This is a genomic window from Burkholderia sp. D-99 (genome assembly GCF_011605345.1).
GTDB lineage: Bacteria > Pseudomonadota > Gammaproteobacteria > Burkholderiales > Burkholderiaceae > Burkholderia.
On record NZ_JAAOXM010000003.1, the window covers coordinates 419,064 to 434,262 of the forward strand.

Here is a 15,199-nt window from a genome sequence, read left to right on the forward strand (position 1 = left end):
CGCGTCATACGAAGGCCGGCCGCATCCCGATAAATTCGAGATGCGGCCGTTTCGTTATGAACGATAATCGCGAGTTCCGATTCGTTCGCCGGAGTCCAACGTTGGCTTTCCGAAATTTTTCCTCTGCACGATGCGCGACGTGGATCGTTGCGCTGGCTGCCTGCACGCAAGCGGGCACGGCCTGGTCCGCCGACGCGACCGCGCCCGCCGCGGGTACGCGCCCGGCGGTCACGAGCCTGCGCGGCGACGCGGCCGCATCCACCGCGGCGGCGACGGATGCATCCGCGCAAGGCAACGTCGCCGAGCTGACGCAGATGCTGCACGATGGCCGGATCGTCGAGATGCGCACGACGTACAACGGCAGCTACGGTGCGAGCCTGATGTTCGATCCGCGCGAGATGACGTACTACGTCGCGCTGTTCCAGGACAAGCACCTGTGGCGTGTGATCCGGTCGCAGGAGAAGAGCCGCGCGGAGATGGTGTACGCGAACTTCGTTCAGCAGACCGTACAACTCGCCGATATCGAGATCCGCCGTACCGAGCTGGAGGCGCAGAAGGCGTTTCTCGAGCGCGTGATCGCGCTGCAGGCGAATCGTGCGCAGCAGTTGCAGGCCGACCTGAGCGTTGCGCGCAGCCAGCAGGCCGAAGTCGCGCAGCGGCAGCGTTCGGCGCAGGAGCAGGCACAGGCGCTGCAGGTCGAGAAGCGGGCCGCGCAGATGCAGCTGCGTGATCTGCAGGAACAGGTGCGGCAACTCGAGAAGCAGACCGAGACGGGGCTGCCTGCGCACAAGTAACGATTCGTCAGACGGACGGAGAGCAACGAGCAAAACCCGGCGAAGCGAGCTTCGCCGGGTTTTTTCATGGCACGGCCGTCAGCGCGCGAACGCGTCCGGCGTGTCGGTCAGGCGGCGGTGGGACAGTTGCGCCGACCAGTCGAAACCGGCGGCCGGCGCGTGCGTTGCACGGGCCGGCTCGGTAGCGCGCAGCGCGCTTGCCATCGCGATCAGCGTGAGCGGATCGTCGAGCGTGTCGAGCGTGTCGCGCGTGTCGGCGATTGCGCGCGACGCGGGGGCGAGCTGATCACGTGTGCGGGCGTCGAGCGTGCTGCTCCGGATCGGTGGGCGCGCGGCCAGCCGCGACACGTTCGCGGGCCGGGCCGGTGCCGCCGTCTTGCTGCGCCGGTCGTTCGAACGGGGGAGCGATGCAGCGGCCGTGTGCGGCACGTTGGACGTTGTCTTCGGGCGAAGCGGTGTCGGACGATGCGTGACGTGGTGCGTGGCCTGCGGCGATTCGGCCATTGTCGCGACAGGCGCGGCCATCGTGCGCCGCGGTGGAGCGCTCGTCGACGTACGCGGCCGTACCGTGGCGACCTGCACGGTGCCGGACGACGTAGCGTGATCCGGCACGCTACCGGCCGCGTGAATCGCGTATGTGGGCCCGAATCCCGCAGGCGGTTCGTGCGCGGCGATCAGCCAGCCGATGATGCCGAGCGCGCCGATGCTCCAGCAGATCGCGTACGTTGCACGCCGGTCGCGAGAGCGGCGGACGGTACGTAGGACGCGCGCGCCGGCAACGGCAGCCGGCACGACCGGCGCGCCTGCCGAAATCGGCATCGATACCGTCACGGGCCGTGGCGGCCAGCGGCACGTGCGGTGTGGCCGGTCGACGTCGATGCAGGACGTCGTCAGCGTGGCGAGGCAGTGCCTGTCGGGCCGTGCACCGGGTGCGCCGCGAAAGGTCCATTCGCGACCGAACGACGGGACGTTATCGAGCGGGGCGACGCGAGGGCGGGCGAGTGCGCCTTCGACGGGGACGAGGGGCGATGGGGTCATGAGGGCGGTACGCCGCGCGACACAGGCAACCGTGGCGGCCGCGGCGCGGAAATGTCGTCGCAAATCGTGACATTGTGGTCAGATGGCGAGAGCAGGTCGATCAGACCAATCTGATTTTTGCTTCCGTTTCGGGGCGACTCGTACGAGGAGAACGCCGCGACGGCACCGGCAGCGGCGACACAAGGCAAATGTCGGGTTGGCGTGGCATGATGCGCGAACCATGCCGGTGCGCGCGTCGTCGCGCGGTGCGCCGCCGGCGGGCAGCGATGCCCGTGCGCGCCGGCCCGGTGCCGCGTGCGTCGTCGGATCCATGCGGCGCGGATTCGCGCCATCCGAGCTGAGCGAGAAAAACATGTCCACAGCGTCACACGCCATCGCGCAGGAATCGAAATTCCGCACCGTGTTCCGGGTCGTCAGCGGCAACTTCCTGGAAATGTACGACTTCATGGTCTACGGCTATTACGCGTCGGCCATCGCGAAAACCTACTTTCCGAGCGGCAACGCATTCGCGTCGCTGATGCTGTCGCTGTCGGTGTTCGGTGCGGGCTTCCTGATGCGGCCGGTCGGTGCGATCGTGCTCGGTGCGTACATCGACCATCACGGCCGGCGCAAGGGGCTGATCCTGACACTCGGGCTGATGGCGCTCGGCACGCTCACGGTGGCCGCGGTGCCCGGTTACGCGACGATCGGCGTGCTCGCGCCGGCGCTCGTGCTGCTCGGCCGGCTGCTGCAGGGCTTTTCGGCGGGCGTTGAACTGGGCGGCGTGTCGGTCTATCTGTCGGAGATCGCGACGAAGGGGCACAAGGGGTTCTATACGTCGTGGCAGTCGGGCAGCCAGCAGGTGGCCGTCGTGTTCGCCGCGTTCGTCGGCGTGCTGCTCAACCGCGCGCTGCCGGCCGAGGAGATGACCGCGTGGGGGTGGCGCATTCCGTTCCTGATCGGCTGCCTGATCGTGCCGTTCCTGTTCCTGATCCGGCGTTCGCTGAAGGAGACCGACGAGTTCCTCGCGAAGCGTCATCGTCCGACGATGGGCGAGATCATGCGTTCGATGCTCGACAACTGGGGCGTCGTGGTGGCGGGCATGGGGATGGTGATCATGACGACGGTGTCGTTCTACATGATCACCGCCTATACGCCGACGTTCGGCAAGGAAGTGCTGCACCTGTCGTCGCTCGACGCGCTCGTCGTGACCGTCTGCGTGGGGATTTCCAATCTCGTGTGGCTGCCGCTGTCCGGTGCGTTGTCCGACCGCATCGGTCGCCGCCCGGTGCTGATTGCGTTCACCGTGCTGACGCTGCTGTCGGCTTACCCGGCCGTGCTGTGGCTCGTCGGCGATCCGTCGTTCCTGCGGCTGCTCGCGGTCGAGCTGTGGCTGTCATTCCTGTATGCGTCGTATAACGGTGCGATGGTCGTTGCGCTGACCGAAGTGATGCCGGCCGACGTGCGCACGGCTGGCTTCTCGCTTGCATACAGCCTGGCGACGACGATCGGCGGCTTCACGCCCGCGATCTCGACGCTGATGATTCATCAGACCGGAAACAAGGCGGCGCCGGGGCTGTGGCTGAGCGTTGCCGCGATTTGCGGGCTGATCGCGACACTCGTGCTGTATCGCACGCCCGAGGCTCGCAACCAGTACAAGGCGGCCTGACAGGCAAGCGCATGTCGCGCGGCGCCGGCCGCACGCATCGCATTGAAAAAGGGAGCGCGCCGCGCTCCCTTTTTTCGTCTGCGCTCAGGCTTCGCGCAGCATGCCGGCGACCGCGGCCGCCACGTCGAGCCATTGCCCTGGCGCGGGCTGGCGGGCGAGCCTGGCCTGCGGATACCACGGGCAGTCGTCGCCGGTGAACCAGCGCCAGTCGGGCGCGAACGGCAGCATGACCCACAGCGGCTTGCCAAGCGCGCCGGCGAGGTGTGCGACCGCCGTATCGATCGTGACGACGCCGTCGAGCCGCTCGATCAGCGCGGCCGTGTCCGCAAAGGCGCTCAGCCGGCCGTCGAGCCGGTGCACGCGCGGATGCGCGTCGACACGCGCACGTTCGTCGTCGTCGAGTGCGGGTTGCAGCACGATCCAGTCGATATCCGGCAGCGCGAGCAGTGGCGCGAGCGCGTCGAACGGCATCGAGCGGTTTTCCTGCGCCTGCCGGCGCCCCGACCACGCGAGGCCGAACTTGCGCTTCGACTGTCCGCCGAGCGAGCCGCGAAAGCGCCGGCCGGCGCCGTCGGGGGCGTCGAGGTAGCGCGAGCCGGCAACGATGCCCTCCGTCTGAAGTCCGAGCAGGAACGGCAAGCTCATCAGCGTGCAGGCGAGATCCGCGGCAGGCGGTTTCGCGGTGCCCTGCGCGACGAGCGTCACGCGCCAGCGTGCTGCCGCCGGTGCCAGCAGCGTAACGAGTTCCGGCTGGACTTCGAGCACGACGCGCGCGCAGCGTGCGCGGGCGAGCGGCACGAAGCGGACGAACTGCAGCGTGTCGCCGAAGCCCTGTTCCGCGCGGATCAGCAGCGTGCGCGACGCAATCGGCTCGCCTTGCCAGCGCGGCAGCGTGCCGAGCGGCGTCGCGCCCGGCGTGTCGTGACGCGCTTCATAGGCGGGCAGGCCGCGCGTGAAGTCGCCGAGCGTCAGCAGCGTGACCGCGCGGTGCAGCCGTGCCAGCGTGAGATCGGGTGCGACACGCAGGGCCTGGTCGAATGCGCGCAGCGCCATCTCGTGCGCACCGAGTGCGTGATGGGCGTTGCCGAGGTTCAGCCAGGCCAGGCTGAACGATGGATCGAGACCGACGGCACGCTCGTAGTAGGGCAGCGCGTCGCGGTGGCGTGCCTGCGCGCTCAGTGCGTTCGCGAGCCCGAACAACGCAAGCGGAAACGGCGGATGCAGCGCGAGCGCGGCTTCGAACGCGGCGGCCGCCTCGGCATGCCGGCCGACCGCGTCGAACGTGTTGCCGAGATTGAAATGCGCGGCGACGAAGCGCGGCTGCGCGGCGATCGCGGCCTGGAAGTGCGCGATCGCGTCGTCGGCGCGGCCCGTCGCGTTCAGCGCCATCGCGAGATTGTTGTGCGCCCCCGCATGCCCGGGCCGCAACTCGAGCGCGCGATGGAACGCGGCGAGCGCGTCGTCGTGGCGGCCGAGCGCGTTCAGCGCGTTGCCGAGATTGTTGTGGATCGATGCGTCGTCGGGCGTGAGCCGGAGCGCGCGAGCGAATGCGTCGATCGCATCGTCGTGACGCTGCAGCGCCGCATACGCGTTGCCGAGGTTGTAGTGGGCGAGCGGAAATTCGGGCGCGAGCGTCAGCGCGTTGCGAAAGCGGTCGACCGCTTCGTCGAGCCGGCCGAGCGCCTTCAGCGCGTTGCCGAGATTGAGCTGCAGCGCGGCATCGTCCGGACGCAGCGCGACGGCGCGGCCGACGAGGTCGGCCGCCTCGGCGTGCTGGCCCTGCTGGTGCCGCAGCACGCCGAACAGGTGAAGCGCGTCGGCGTTGGCGGGGTTGGAGGCGAGCGCGTTGCGATAGCCGTGCTCGGCCTCGGCGAGGCGGCCCGCGCGGTGTGCGGCATACGCCCGGTCGAATGCGGAATCCATAACGCGATAACTGACGGAAAGCACGTATTTTCCCACACCGCGCGGCGGTACCGCGCGTCGGCCGATCGGCATATGGCCCCGTCACGTGGAGCGGCGTAGACTTGCAGGATCGCGTGCCATCGAGGTTCTCATGGCTGACACACTGTCCGATATCCGGCCCGTGCTGATTGTCGGTGCTGGGCCGACCGGCCTTGCCGCGGCGATGAGCCTCGCGCGGGCCCGCGTGCCGGTGCGCATCATCGATCGGCTTGCTGCGCCCGCGCCGCATTCGCGCGCGATCGGCATTCAGGCGCGCACGCTCGAATTGCTGGAGCAGCATCGCGCGGTCGAACCGTTTCTCGCGCTCGGCCATCGTGCGCATGCAGCTGAGCTGCACGCCGACGGCCGCGTGATCGCGCGGCTCGATTTCGATCCGTTGCACACGCGCTATCCGTACCTGCTGTTTCTCGACCAGACCGTCACCGAGCGCCTGCTCGCCGAGCATTTGGCCGGGCTCGGCGTGACGGTCGAGCGCGGCGCGACGCTGACCGCATGCGATGCGGGTGGCGCGTCGCTCGACGTGTCGATCCGCTGCGCCGACGGTCGTGACGAATCGTTCGCACCGTCATACCTGATCGCTGCCGACGGCGCACACAGCACGGTCAGGCATCTGCTCGGCCTGGGCTTCACCGGGCAGGCGTTCGAGCAGACTTTCCTGCTTGCCGATTTCGCGGCAATACCCGACTGGCCGGACGAAGAGATTCACCTGTTCACGACGCCCGAAGGCATCGCCGGCCTGTTTCCGATGGGCGGCGGCCGTTACCGGCTCGTGGCCGACCGGCCGCCCGGCAGCGACGCGTCGCCCGATGCGCCGACCCCGTCGCTCGCGGATTGCGACGCGATCGTGCGTGCCCGCGCCGGTGCGTCGATCTCGCCGAGCGATCTCGCGTGGTCGTCCTATTTTCACCTGCACAGCCGGATGGTCGACCGGCTCCGTTACGGCCGCGTATTCTTCGCGGGCGACGCCGCGCACGTCCACAGCCCGGCGGGTGCGCAGGGCATGAACACCGGCATCCAGGAGGCGTTCAATCTTGGCTGGAAGCTCGCGCGCGTGCTCGGCGCGGGCACGCCCGAGCGGCTACTCGACACGTATCACGCGGAACGTCATCCGATTGAGCGCGACGTGTTGCGGCAGACCGGTTTCGTCACGCAGATCGTCGAAGCCGAGCGCGGCGCGATGAAGCTGCTGCGCGATCATGTCGTACCGCTGCTGGCGTCGTTCGGGCCGATGCGCGACGCGGTGCGGCGTACGGTCAGCGAGCTCGGCGTGCAGTACCGGAAGAGTCCGCTCACGCTGGAGCGCTTGCTCGATGGCGGGCCGCGCGCTGGCGAGCGGGCACCCGACGCGCACGTGCGCGTGCTCGACGGGCCGCTCGGTCAGGCGCCCGGATCGGCGCGGCTATACGACCTGCACGATCCGGCGAGCTTCACGCTGCTGCTGCTCGAAGAGCCGGCGAATGCCGACGCCGGCGCGGTGCTGCCGATGCCGGCCGACGCGCAGGCGCTCGTTCAGGGGCTCGAACGGATCATGCCGGATGCGGTGCGCGCCTGGCGCGTCACCGATGCCGAAGGCGGCGATGCCGGGCTGGCACAGGAGTATGGCCGCTCGCGGCCGTCGTTTTACCTGCTGCGGCCCGACGGTTATGTGGCCGCGCGCGGGCGCACGGCGACCGACGTGAACGCGTTGCTGCGCCACTGCGAAAGCTGGTTCGCGGGCATGTCGCGGCCCGCGTAGCGGTGCGGTCAGGCGCTCGCCGCGGCGGGCACGAGCGACGCTCGATGCACGGCGATCGCGTCGCGCACGATCGGCGCCGCGCGTTGCGCGGCCTCGCCCGACGGATCGTCGAACGCCGCGAGAAACGCGCGGCGCATCCGCGGCTCCCAGAAGCGCCGGATATGGTCGGCGATGCCGGCCAGCGCTTCGTCGCGATCGGGCATCGATTCGAAGAATGCGCCGATCTGGTTGGCCATGTCGATCAGGTGTCCGTTGTCCATCGCTTCCTCACTTGCCTGTCGTCACGCCGGCGGTCGCGGCTGCACGGCGCTCGAGCAGATCGAGCTGCTCCGCGTTGAAGCGCGCGTAGGCTTGCTGCCAGTCGGACGGCTGCGCGACGGGCAGCACCTGCACGGCCGTCACCTTGTACTCGGGGCAGTTCGTCGCCCAGTCCGAACTGTCCGTCGTGATCACGTTCGCACCCGATTCGGGGAAGTGGAACGTCGTATAGACGACGCCCGGCTGCATGCGTTCGGTCACGAGCGCGCGCAGCACCGTCTGCCCCGCACGCGACTCGATACCGACCCAGTCGCCGCTGCGGATACCGCGATCCTGAGCGTCGTGCGGATGGATTTCGAGGCGATCCTCTTCATGCCAGCGGACGTTCTCGGTGCGGCGTGTCTGCGCGCCGACGTTGTATTGCGACAGGATGCGACCCGTCGTCAGGATCAGCGGATAACGTTGTGTGACCTTCTCCGGCGACGCAATGAACTGCGTGATCACGAACTTGCCCTTGCCGCGCACGAATGCGTCGATATGCATCGTCGGCGTGCCTTCCGGGGCGTGCTCGTTGCACGGCCACTGGATGCTGCCGAGCGCGTCGAGCTTCGCGTACGACACGCCCGAGAAGGTCGGCGTGAGTCGTGCGATCTCGTCCATGATTTCCGACGGATGCGCATAGTCCATCTCGTAGCCGAGCGCGCGTGACAGCATCAACGTGACTTCCCAGTCCGCGTAGCCCGCGAGCGGCGGCATCACCTTGCGCACGCGCGAGATGCGGCGTTCCGCGTTCGTGAACGTGCCGTCCTTCTCGAGGAACGACGAGCCGGGCAGCAGCACGTGCGCGTATTTCGCGGTCTCGTTCAGGAAGATGTCCTGTACGACGATGCATTCCATGGCCGACAGCGCGGCCGCGACGTGCTGCGTATTCGGGTCCGACTGGACGATGTCCTCACCCTGGCAGTAGAGCCCCTTGAAGCTGCCGTCGAGCGCCGCGTCGAACATGTTCGGGATGCGCAGCCCCGGTTCCGGTTGCAGCGTGGCCGACCACGCCTGTTCGAATTGCGTGCGCACGATCGTGTCGCTGATGTGCCGGTAGCCGGGCAGCTCGTGCGGGAACGAGCCCATGTCGCACGAGCCTTGCACGTTGTTCTGGCCGCGCAGCGGATTGACGCCGACACCTTCGCGGCCGACGTTGCCGGTCGCCATCGCGAGGTTGGCGATGCCCATCACCGTCGTCGAGCCCTGCGCGTGCTCGGTCACGCCCAGCCCGTAGTAGATCGCGGCATTGCCGCCCGTCGCATAGAGGCGCGCGGCTTCACGGACAAGCTCGGCCGGCACGCCCGTCACGTCGGCGGTCGCCTCGGGCGAATTGTCGGCACGCGATACGAAGTCGCGCCACTGCTCGAATGCGCGCGTCTCGCAGCGTTCGGCGACGAACGCGTCGGCGACGAGCCCTTCGGTGACGATCACGTGCGCGAGCGCATTGACGATCGCGACGTTGGTGCCGGGGCGCAGCTGCAGATGGTGGGTGGCCTTCACGTGCGGGCCGTCGACGACGTCGATGCGGCGCGGGTCGATCACGATCAGCTTCGCACCCTCACGCACACGCCGCTTCATCCGCGAGCCGAACACCGGGTGGCCGTCGGTCGGGTTCGCGCCCATCACGACGATCACGTCGGCCTGGCCGACCGACGCGAACGTCTGCGTGCCGGCCGATTCGCCGAGCGTCGTCTTGAGGCCATAGCCCGTCGGCGAGTGGCATACGCGTGCGCAGGTGTCGACGTTGTTGTTGCCGAACGCGGCGCGCACCAGTTTCTGCACGAGGTAGGTTTCCTCGTTCGTGCAGCGCGACGACGTGATGCCGCCGATCGAGTCGCGGCCGTACTTCTGCTGCAGCTTGCGGAATTGCGTTGCCGCGTAGGTGAGCGCTTCGTCCCAGCTGACTTCGCGCCACGGGTCGGTGATCTTCTCGCGGATCATCGGCTTCGTGATGCGATCCTTGTGCGTGGCATAACCCCAGGCGAAGCGTCCCTTCACGCACGCGTGGCCTTCGTTCGCGAGGCCGTTCTTGTGCGGCGTCATGCGCACGACCTGCGTGCCTTTCATCTCGGCCTTGAACGAGCAGCCGACGCCGCAGTACGCGCAGGTCGTGACGACGGAGTGTTCGGCCTGCCCGAGTTGCACGACCGACTTTTCCTGCAGTGTGGCGGTCGGGCATGCGGCGACGCACGCGCCGCACGATACGCATTCCGACGCCATGAACGATTCGCTTTCGCCTGCGGCGACGCGCGATTCGAAGCCGCGTGCGGCGATCGTCAGCGCGAACGTGCCCTGCGTTTCCTCGCAGGCGCGCACGCAGCGGTTGCAGACGATGCACTTCGACGGGTCGTACGTGAAGTACGGATTCGATTCGTCCTTGCGGTCTTTCAGGTGATTCGCGCCGTCGAAGCCGTAGCGCACTTCGCGCAGCCCGACGACACCCGCCATGTCCTGCAGCTCGCAGTCGCCGTTGGCGGGGCAGGTGAGGCAGTCGAGCGGATGGTCGGAAATGTACAGCTCCATCACGTTGCGGCGCAGCGACTGCAGCCGGTCCGACTGCGTGCGCACCTTCATGCCCGCTTCGGCAGGCGTCGTGCACGAGGCGGGATAACCGCGCCGGCCTTCGATCTCGACGAGGCACAGCCGGCACGAGCCGAACGGTTCGAGCGAGTCGGTCGCACAGAGCTTCGGGACGTTGACGCCGGCTTCGATCGCCGCGCGCATTACCGACGTGCCGGCCGGCACCGTAACGGGCTGGCCGTCGATTTCGAGCGTGACGTCGATATCGGCATGCCGTTGCGGCGTGCCGTAGTCGGTATCGTCGAACGGGTCGCGGGCACGCGCTTGCGCGGCGCTCTTGCACGCGCATTGGCCCGAGCCGCAGCCGCCTTGGCGGACGTTGTTCGTGTCGAGTGACATGCAGGGCTCCTTCTGGGTCAGGCCGCAGCCTTGACCGGACCCGACGCGGCATCCTTGCCGGCGGCGAGCCCGAAATCTTCGGGGAAATGGTCGAGTGCGGACAGCACCGGGTAGGGCGTCATGCCGCCCATCGCGCACAGCGAACCGGCCAGCATCGTGTCGCACAGATCGCGCAGCAGCGTGACCTGCCGCTCCGACGTATCGCCGTGGCGGATGCGCGCGATCGTCTCGACGCCGCGCGTCGAACCGATCCGGCACGGCGTGCACTTGCCGCACGACTCGATCGCGCAGAACTTCATCGCGTATTCGGCCAGCTCGGCGAGGTTCGACGTATCGTCGTGGAGCACGATGCCACCGTGGCCGACTACCGCGCCGATCGCCGTATACGCTTCGTAGTCGAGCGGTACGTCCCACTGGTGGCCGGGAAGGTAGGTGCCGAGAGGGCCGCCGACCTGTGCGGCGCGTGCGGGCCGGCCGCTTGCCGTCCCACCGCCGAAATCGAACAGCAGCTCGCGCAGTGTGACGCCGAACGCGAGCTCGACGAGGCCGCCGTGGCGGATGTTGCCCGCGAGCTGGAACGGCAACGTCCCGCGTGAGCGGCCCATCCCGTAGTCGCGATAGAACGCGGCGCCGCGCGCGAAGATCACGGGTGCCGTTGCAAGCGTGATCACGTTGTTGATGACGGTCGGCTGACCGTGCAGGCCGGCGAGCGCGGGCAGCGGCGGTTTCGCCCGCACGACACCGCGCTTGCCTTCGAGCGATTCGAGCAGTGCCGTTTCCTCGCCGCACACGTACGAGCCCGCGCCTTTCGCGACGTGCAGCTCGAATGCATGCGCGGAACCGAGCACGTGCTCGCCGAGCCAGCCGGCTTCACGTGCGCGGACGATCGCGGCTTCGAGCGTGGCGATCGCGTGCGGGTATTCGCTGCGCACGTAGATGTAGCCGACCGTCGCGCCGGTCGCGACGCCCGCGATGATCATCCCTTCGATCAGGCAGTACGGATCGCACTCCATGATCAGGCGGTCGGAGAAGGTGCCCGAATCACCTTCGTCTGCATTGCAGACGATGTATTTCTGCGTGGCGCTTGCATGCCGGACCGTACGCCACTTGATGCCTGCCGGGAACGCAGCACCACCGCGGCCGCGCAACCCCGATTCGAGCAGCGTCTCGCACGCGGCATTGCCGTCGAGCGCCAGTGCGTTCTTCAGGCCGGCGAGGCCTTCGTATTGCAGGTAGTCGTCGATCGACAGCGGATCGGTCAGGCCGATGCGCGCGAAGGTGAGGCGCTGCTGGCGCGCGAGATAGGGCAATGCGTCGACGAGGCCGACACCGCTCGGATGCGTGCCGCCTTCTAGCCAGTTTGCGTCGAACAGGGCCGGCACGTCGGCGGCCGACAGGTTCGCATAGCCGACGCGGCCGGCGGCCGTGCCGACCTCGACGAGCGGCTCGAGCCACAGCAGCCCGCGCGAACCGTTGCGGACCAGTTCGACGGCGACGCCGCGCCGTTGGGCTTCCGCCGCGATCGCGGCGGCGAGCGCGTCGGCGCCGAGTGCGAGCGCGGACGAATCGCGCGGAACGTAGATGCGGGTCGTCATGCGGCCTCCGGGGTATGAGCGACCGCCTCGGCGAGCAGCGCGTCGAATTTCTCCGGCGTGACCCTGGCGTGCAGCACGCCGTTGACTGTCAGCGACGGCGACTGCGCACACAGTCCGAGGCAGTAGACCGATTCGAGCGCGACGTCACCGGGCGCATGCGCATTCGCGACATCGCCGTGTGCCGCGTCGAGCCGGCAACCCGTGCGGGCTTCCGCATGCGCGGCCAGCGCTTCGCAGCCCATGCTGCGGCACGCTTCGGCACGGCACATCTGGATCGTCACGCGCGCGGGCGGCGCGGTGCGGAAGTGGTGGTAGTAAGTCAGTACGCCGTGCACTTCCGCGCGCGACAGGTTGAGCGCCTTGGCGAGCGGCGCGACGCAGCCCGGCGGTACGTAACCCGCGTCGTCCTGGATCGCGTGCAGGATCGCCACGAGCGACTGGCCGGCGCGTGCATGGCGCTCGACGAGCGCGTCGGGCGCTTGGGAATTCGGGGACATCGCTTGTGCTCCTCCAAAGTCTCATATGCGCTCGCAATTCATATAGTGCGCATCGCGACTTCGTTCTGATTGATTTCGACCAACGATAAGCGGAAGATCTGGCGGTCGCAATAGGAAATCGGAGTGCATAATTGATTCGAATCGAATGCGACGCGTATCTGACCGTACGCGACACGGAAGGCCGTGCGGCCAGCCTGTCGGATGTCGCGCCCTTGCTGGAACTCGTGGCCGACACGGGCAGCATTGCGCAGGCTGCCCAAGCGAAAGGGCTGTCCTACCGGCACGCGTGGGGCATGCTGCGCGCGCTGGAGGCGTGCATCGGCGGGGAACTGATCGAAACGGCGCGAGGCAAGGGCTCGACGCTGTCCGCACTTGGGCAGGCGGTCGTCGACGCGCAGCGCCTCGCGCGCAGCCGGCTCGACGGGAACTTGCGAACGCTGGCGGCTGAAGTGGCGAGCGACCTGAACCGGCGGCTCGCGCAGCGCGACGGCGCCGTGCGCATCCACGCGTCGCACGGCTACGCGGTCGCGACGCTCGTATCGGCGCTCGTCGATGCGCAGGCGGCTGTCGACATCAAGTATCGCGAGAGCGTCGAGGCCGTGCAGGCGCTTGCCCGCGGCGAGTGCGACCTGGCCGGCTTCCATCTGCCGCGCGGTGCGTTTCGCGCGCAGTGCGCACAGATTTACCGGCCGTGGCTCGACGATACGCGCCATGTGCTGATTCACCTGACACGGCGCCAGCAGGGGCTGTTCGTACCGCGCGGCAACCCGAAGCAGGTTCGTGGGCTCGCGGATCTCGCACGCAATGACATCCGCTTCGTCAACCGCCAGCCGGGGTCGGGCACGCGCATGCTGCTGGATCTTGCGCTGCGCGCGATCGGCATCGATCCCGAGCGCATCGACGGCTACGCGTCGGCGGAACTCACGCATTCGGCGATCGCAGCGTTCGTCGCGAGCGGGATGGCCGATCTCGGCTTCGGCGTCGAGCCTGCCGCCCATCATTTCGGGCTCGATTTCATCCCGGTCGTCGACGAAGACTATTACTTCGCGTGCGAACGTGCGCGGCTCGACGCACGGCCACTAGCCGGCGTACTGGCGCTGCTGCGCGACGCGCGCTTCGTCGAGCGTGTCGCGCATCTCGACGGCTACGATCCGGCCGCGTGCGGAACGCTGACGAGCATCGCGACGGGGCTGGCCGGCGGCGACGGCGCGAGCGTGCCGGACGGCAATTCCCGGTAACGCGGGCGCGATCGCACCGCGCTGCAGCAGCGGGGGATTTGCGCTACGCTTGCCGCTTGACCAACGTTCCAACAAGCACGCCGTTCAAGCGTCATCCCGCCATGAAATTTTCCGTTCCCCTCGCCGCGGCAGCGTTGACCGCGGGGCTGCTGGCCGCTGTTTCGCCGTTTGCGCTCGCGCAGAATTCCCCGGGTGTGCCCGGCGGTATCCTGAGCGAACAGTTTCGCCTGAACGAGCATCCGCAGATGCCGTTCGCAGCGTCGACGCCGTCGCAGAAATACCAGAGCGGCAAGAAGTCGGCCTTGCGTCGCAAGGGCGACATGGGCGATCCGAACGGCTGCAACCTGAAGTGTCCGCAGGATAGCCAGTAACCGGGTGGACGGGTGCGTCCGCACGAGGTCATGCGGCGCCGGTTGTTTGGCGCGCGTTGCGTCTGTGCACCGGCCTAGCCGGCTGACCGGCTGACCGGCTGACCGGCAACTGCCGGAGTCCCGTGCGATTCCGATTCGGTCCGAGCCCCGCGAAGCGTTGCCGCTTCGCGGGGCTTTTGCTTTCTGGCGAATCTTCACGCGACTCGATGCCGGGCGATGCCCGCGTGTGCGCATCGCCGGCCTGGGCTGTGATTTAGGGTTAACCCGCAAATCAGGAAGGATGACTTCCAGAAACCTGCCTTATTCTTAAGCATCCGCCTACATAAACTTCGGGTTGTCAGCGATGAACAAGGTGTTCACCGCGAACACAGACAAATCTGGAGGTAGGTCATCATGAAGTCGCTCGTTCAAGCTGTTGTCGTTGCTGCCGCTCTCGTCGCCCCGGTCGTGTCGTTTGCCCAGTCGGGTTCGACGATCACCCGCGCGCAGGTTCGCGCCGAACTGGTCCAGTTGCAGCAGGCAGGTTACAACTCCGCTCGCGGCGAAGATCCGCATTATCCGGAAGCGATCCAGGCTGCAACGGCGCGTGTTGCAGAGCAGCAGCGCAGCGCGCTGGCGCAAGCGCAAGGCGCCGACGCCAGCGGTTACGGCGCACAGGCGCAGGGTGCGTCGGCATCGGGTTCGCGTGCAATGGGCGTGCGTCCGGCCTCCGCGGAAGAAATGAAGTCGCTGTATCGCGGCAGCTAAGCCGCGCATTGCCCGGTGTGCGCGGGGTGCGACGACGCGTCGCGCCCCGCACCGTGGCACCCGGGCCGGCCGCTGCCTGGCGCGATCGATGATCGTGCGGGCGCGGCAGGACATCCGTCACCTCCTGCCGCCGGAATACCGGTGGCATTTCGCCCGGCCCACCCGTGGCTGGGCGCTTTTTCGGGAGAGGAGCGGGGCATGCGTTTCGTCGGCAACAAAAAACCCCGCAGACTTGCGTCATGCGGGGTTCGTGCGACGAGCGCGGAATTTGGTGGGGCGGCGTCAATGTAATTGATCCACTATCGCCTTTTCCAGTAAGGATTCGCCAGAAAAATACGATCAAAGAACCCCCAAA

The 15,199-nt window shown here is 67.9% G+C and carries 12 protein-coding genes; 6 read left to right on the plus strand and 6 right to left on the minus strand.

The window, feature by feature from the left end:
* Window positions 1-101: 101 nt before the first annotated feature.
* Window positions 102-794 (plus strand): DUF2968 domain-containing protein, encoded by a 693-nt coding sequence (locus tag HAV18_RS15965; RefSeq protein WP_166957431.1) that lies wholly within the window; start codon window positions 102-104, stop codon window positions 792-794.
* Window positions 795-872: 78 nt separating this feature from the next.
* Here the strand turns inward: HAV18_RS15965 and HAV18_RS15970 are convergent, their stop codons facing one another.
* The gene (locus HAV18_RS15970; RefSeq protein WP_208101968.1) at window positions 873-1,832 is read right to left on the minus strand and encodes a hypothetical protein; all 960 of its coding nucleotides are present in this window, start codon (window positions 1,830-1,832) and stop codon (window positions 873-875) included.
* A 352-nt stretch (window positions 1,833-2,184) separates the two neighbouring features.
* Between HAV18_RS15970 and HAV18_RS15975 the strand changes: the two genes are divergently transcribed.
* Window positions 2,185-3,480, plus strand: a complete 1,296-nt coding sequence (locus tag HAV18_RS15975) for an MFS transporter (protein ID WP_166957435.1) — start codon at window positions 2,185-2,187, stop codon at window positions 3,478-3,480.
* Between the two features lie 84 nt (window positions 3,481-3,564).
* Here the strand turns inward: HAV18_RS15975 and HAV18_RS15980 are convergent, their stop codons facing one another.
* Window positions 3,565-5,403, minus strand: a complete 1,839-nt coding sequence (locus tag HAV18_RS15980) for a tetratricopeptide repeat protein (RefSeq protein ID WP_407062426.1) — start codon at window positions 5,401-5,403, stop codon at window positions 3,565-3,567.
* A gap of 130 nt (window positions 5,404-5,533) precedes the next feature.
* Here HAV18_RS15980 and HAV18_RS15985 point away from each other — a divergent pair, with 130 nt between their 5' ends.
* A complete protein-coding gene (locus HAV18_RS15985) occupies window positions 5,534-7,177 on the plus strand; it encodes an FAD-dependent monooxygenase (protein WP_166957439.1) in 1,644 nt (547 codons plus the stop codon).
* Window positions 7,178-7,185: 8 nt separating this feature from the next.
* Here the strand turns inward: HAV18_RS15985 and HAV18_RS15990 are convergent, their stop codons facing one another.
* From HAV18_RS15990 to HAV18_RS16005, 4 genes are read right to left on the minus strand one after another with little or no spacing between them, the layout of a single operon-like run.
* Window positions 7,186-7,437, minus strand: coding sequence for a formate dehydrogenase subunit delta (locus HAV18_RS15990; protein ID WP_166957441.1), 252 nt, complete (start codon window positions 7,435-7,437; stop codon window positions 7,186-7,188).
* A gap of 7 nt (window positions 7,438-7,444) precedes the next feature.
* Window positions 7,445-10,396, minus strand: a complete 2,952-nt coding sequence (gene fdhF / locus HAV18_RS15995; RefSeq protein ID WP_166957443.1) for a formate dehydrogenase subunit alpha — start codon at window positions 10,394-10,396, stop codon at window positions 7,445-7,447.
* 17 nt (window positions 10,397-10,413) lie between these two features.
* Window positions 10,414-11,991, minus strand: coding sequence for an NADH-quinone oxidoreductase subunit NuoF (locus HAV18_RS16000; RefSeq protein WP_166957445.1), 1,578 nt, complete (start codon window positions 11,989-11,991; stop codon window positions 10,414-10,416).
* Complete coding sequence (locus HAV18_RS16005) at window positions 11,988-12,488, minus strand: NAD(P)H-dependent oxidoreductase subunit E (protein WP_166957447.1); 501 nt, start codon at window positions 12,486-12,488, stop codon at window positions 11,988-11,990. Before HAV18_RS16005 ends, HAV18_RS16000 begins: the two co-directional genes overlap by 4 nt.
* 131 nt (window positions 12,489-12,619) lie before the next feature.
* Here HAV18_RS16005 and HAV18_RS16010 point away from each other — a divergent pair, with 131 nt between their 5' ends.
* The 3 genes from HAV18_RS16010 to HAV18_RS16020 all read left to right on the plus strand — a co-directional run bounded on the left by HAV18_RS16010 (window position 12,620) and on the right by HAV18_RS16020 (window position 14,844).
* Window positions 12,620-13,726, plus strand: a complete 1,107-nt coding sequence (locus HAV18_RS16010) for a substrate-binding domain-containing protein (protein WP_166957449.1) — start codon at window positions 12,620-12,622, stop codon at window positions 13,724-13,726.
* Between the two features lie 101 nt (window positions 13,727-13,827).
* Window positions 13,828-14,097 carry a hypothetical protein gene (locus HAV18_RS16015; RefSeq protein WP_166957451.1) on the plus strand — a complete coding sequence of 90 codons (270 nt, stop codon included), beginning with the start codon at window positions 13,828-13,830 and terminating at the stop codon, window positions 14,095-14,097.
* Window positions 14,098-14,490: 393 nt separating this feature from the next.
* Complete coding sequence (locus tag HAV18_RS16020; protein ID WP_047900111.1) at window positions 14,491-14,844, plus strand: DUF4148 domain-containing protein; 354 nt, start codon at window positions 14,491-14,493, stop codon at window positions 14,842-14,844.
* Window positions 14,845-15,199 lie beyond the last annotated feature (355 nt).

Excerpts from the sequence above, each read along its gene's own strand:
- HAV18_RS15970 (WP_208101968.1), bottom strand. The coding sequence starts at position 1,832 with ATGACCCCATCGCCCCTCGTCCCCGTCGAAGGCGCACTCGCCCGCCCT.
- HAV18_RS15975 (WP_166957435.1), top strand. The coding sequence starts at position 2,185 with ATGTCCACAGCGTCACACGCCATCGCGCAGGAATCGAAATTCCGCACC.
- HAV18_RS15980 (WP_407062426.1), bottom strand. The coding sequence starts at position 5,403 with ATGGATTCCGCATTCGACCGGGCGTATGCCGCACACCGCGCGGGCCGC.
- HAV18_RS15985 (WP_166957439.1), top strand. The coding sequence starts at position 5,534 with ATGGCTGACACACTGTCCGATATCCGGCCCGTGCTGATTGTCGGTGCT.
- HAV18_RS15990 (WP_166957441.1), bottom strand. The coding sequence starts at position 7,437 with ATGGACAACGGACACCTGATCGACATGGCCAACCAGATCGGCGCATTC.
- fdhF (WP_166957443.1), bottom strand. The coding sequence starts at position 10,396 with ATGTCACTCGACACGAACAACGTCCGCCAAGGCGGCTGCGGCTCGGGC.
- HAV18_RS16000 (WP_166957445.1), bottom strand. The coding sequence starts at position 11,991 with ATGACGACCCGCATCTACGTTCCGCGCGATTCGTCCGCGCTCGCACTC.
- HAV18_RS16005 (WP_166957447.1), bottom strand. The coding sequence starts at position 12,488 with ATGTCCCCGAATTCCCAAGCGCCCGACGCGCTCGTCGAGCGCCATGCA.
- HAV18_RS16015 (WP_166957451.1), top strand. The coding sequence starts at position 13,828 with ATGAAATTTTCCGTTCCCCTCGCCGCGGCAGCGTTGACCGCGGGGCTG.
- HAV18_RS16020 (WP_047900111.1), top strand. The coding sequence starts at position 14,491 with ATGAAGTCGCTCGTTCAAGCTGTTGTCGTTGCTGCCGCTCTCGTCGCC.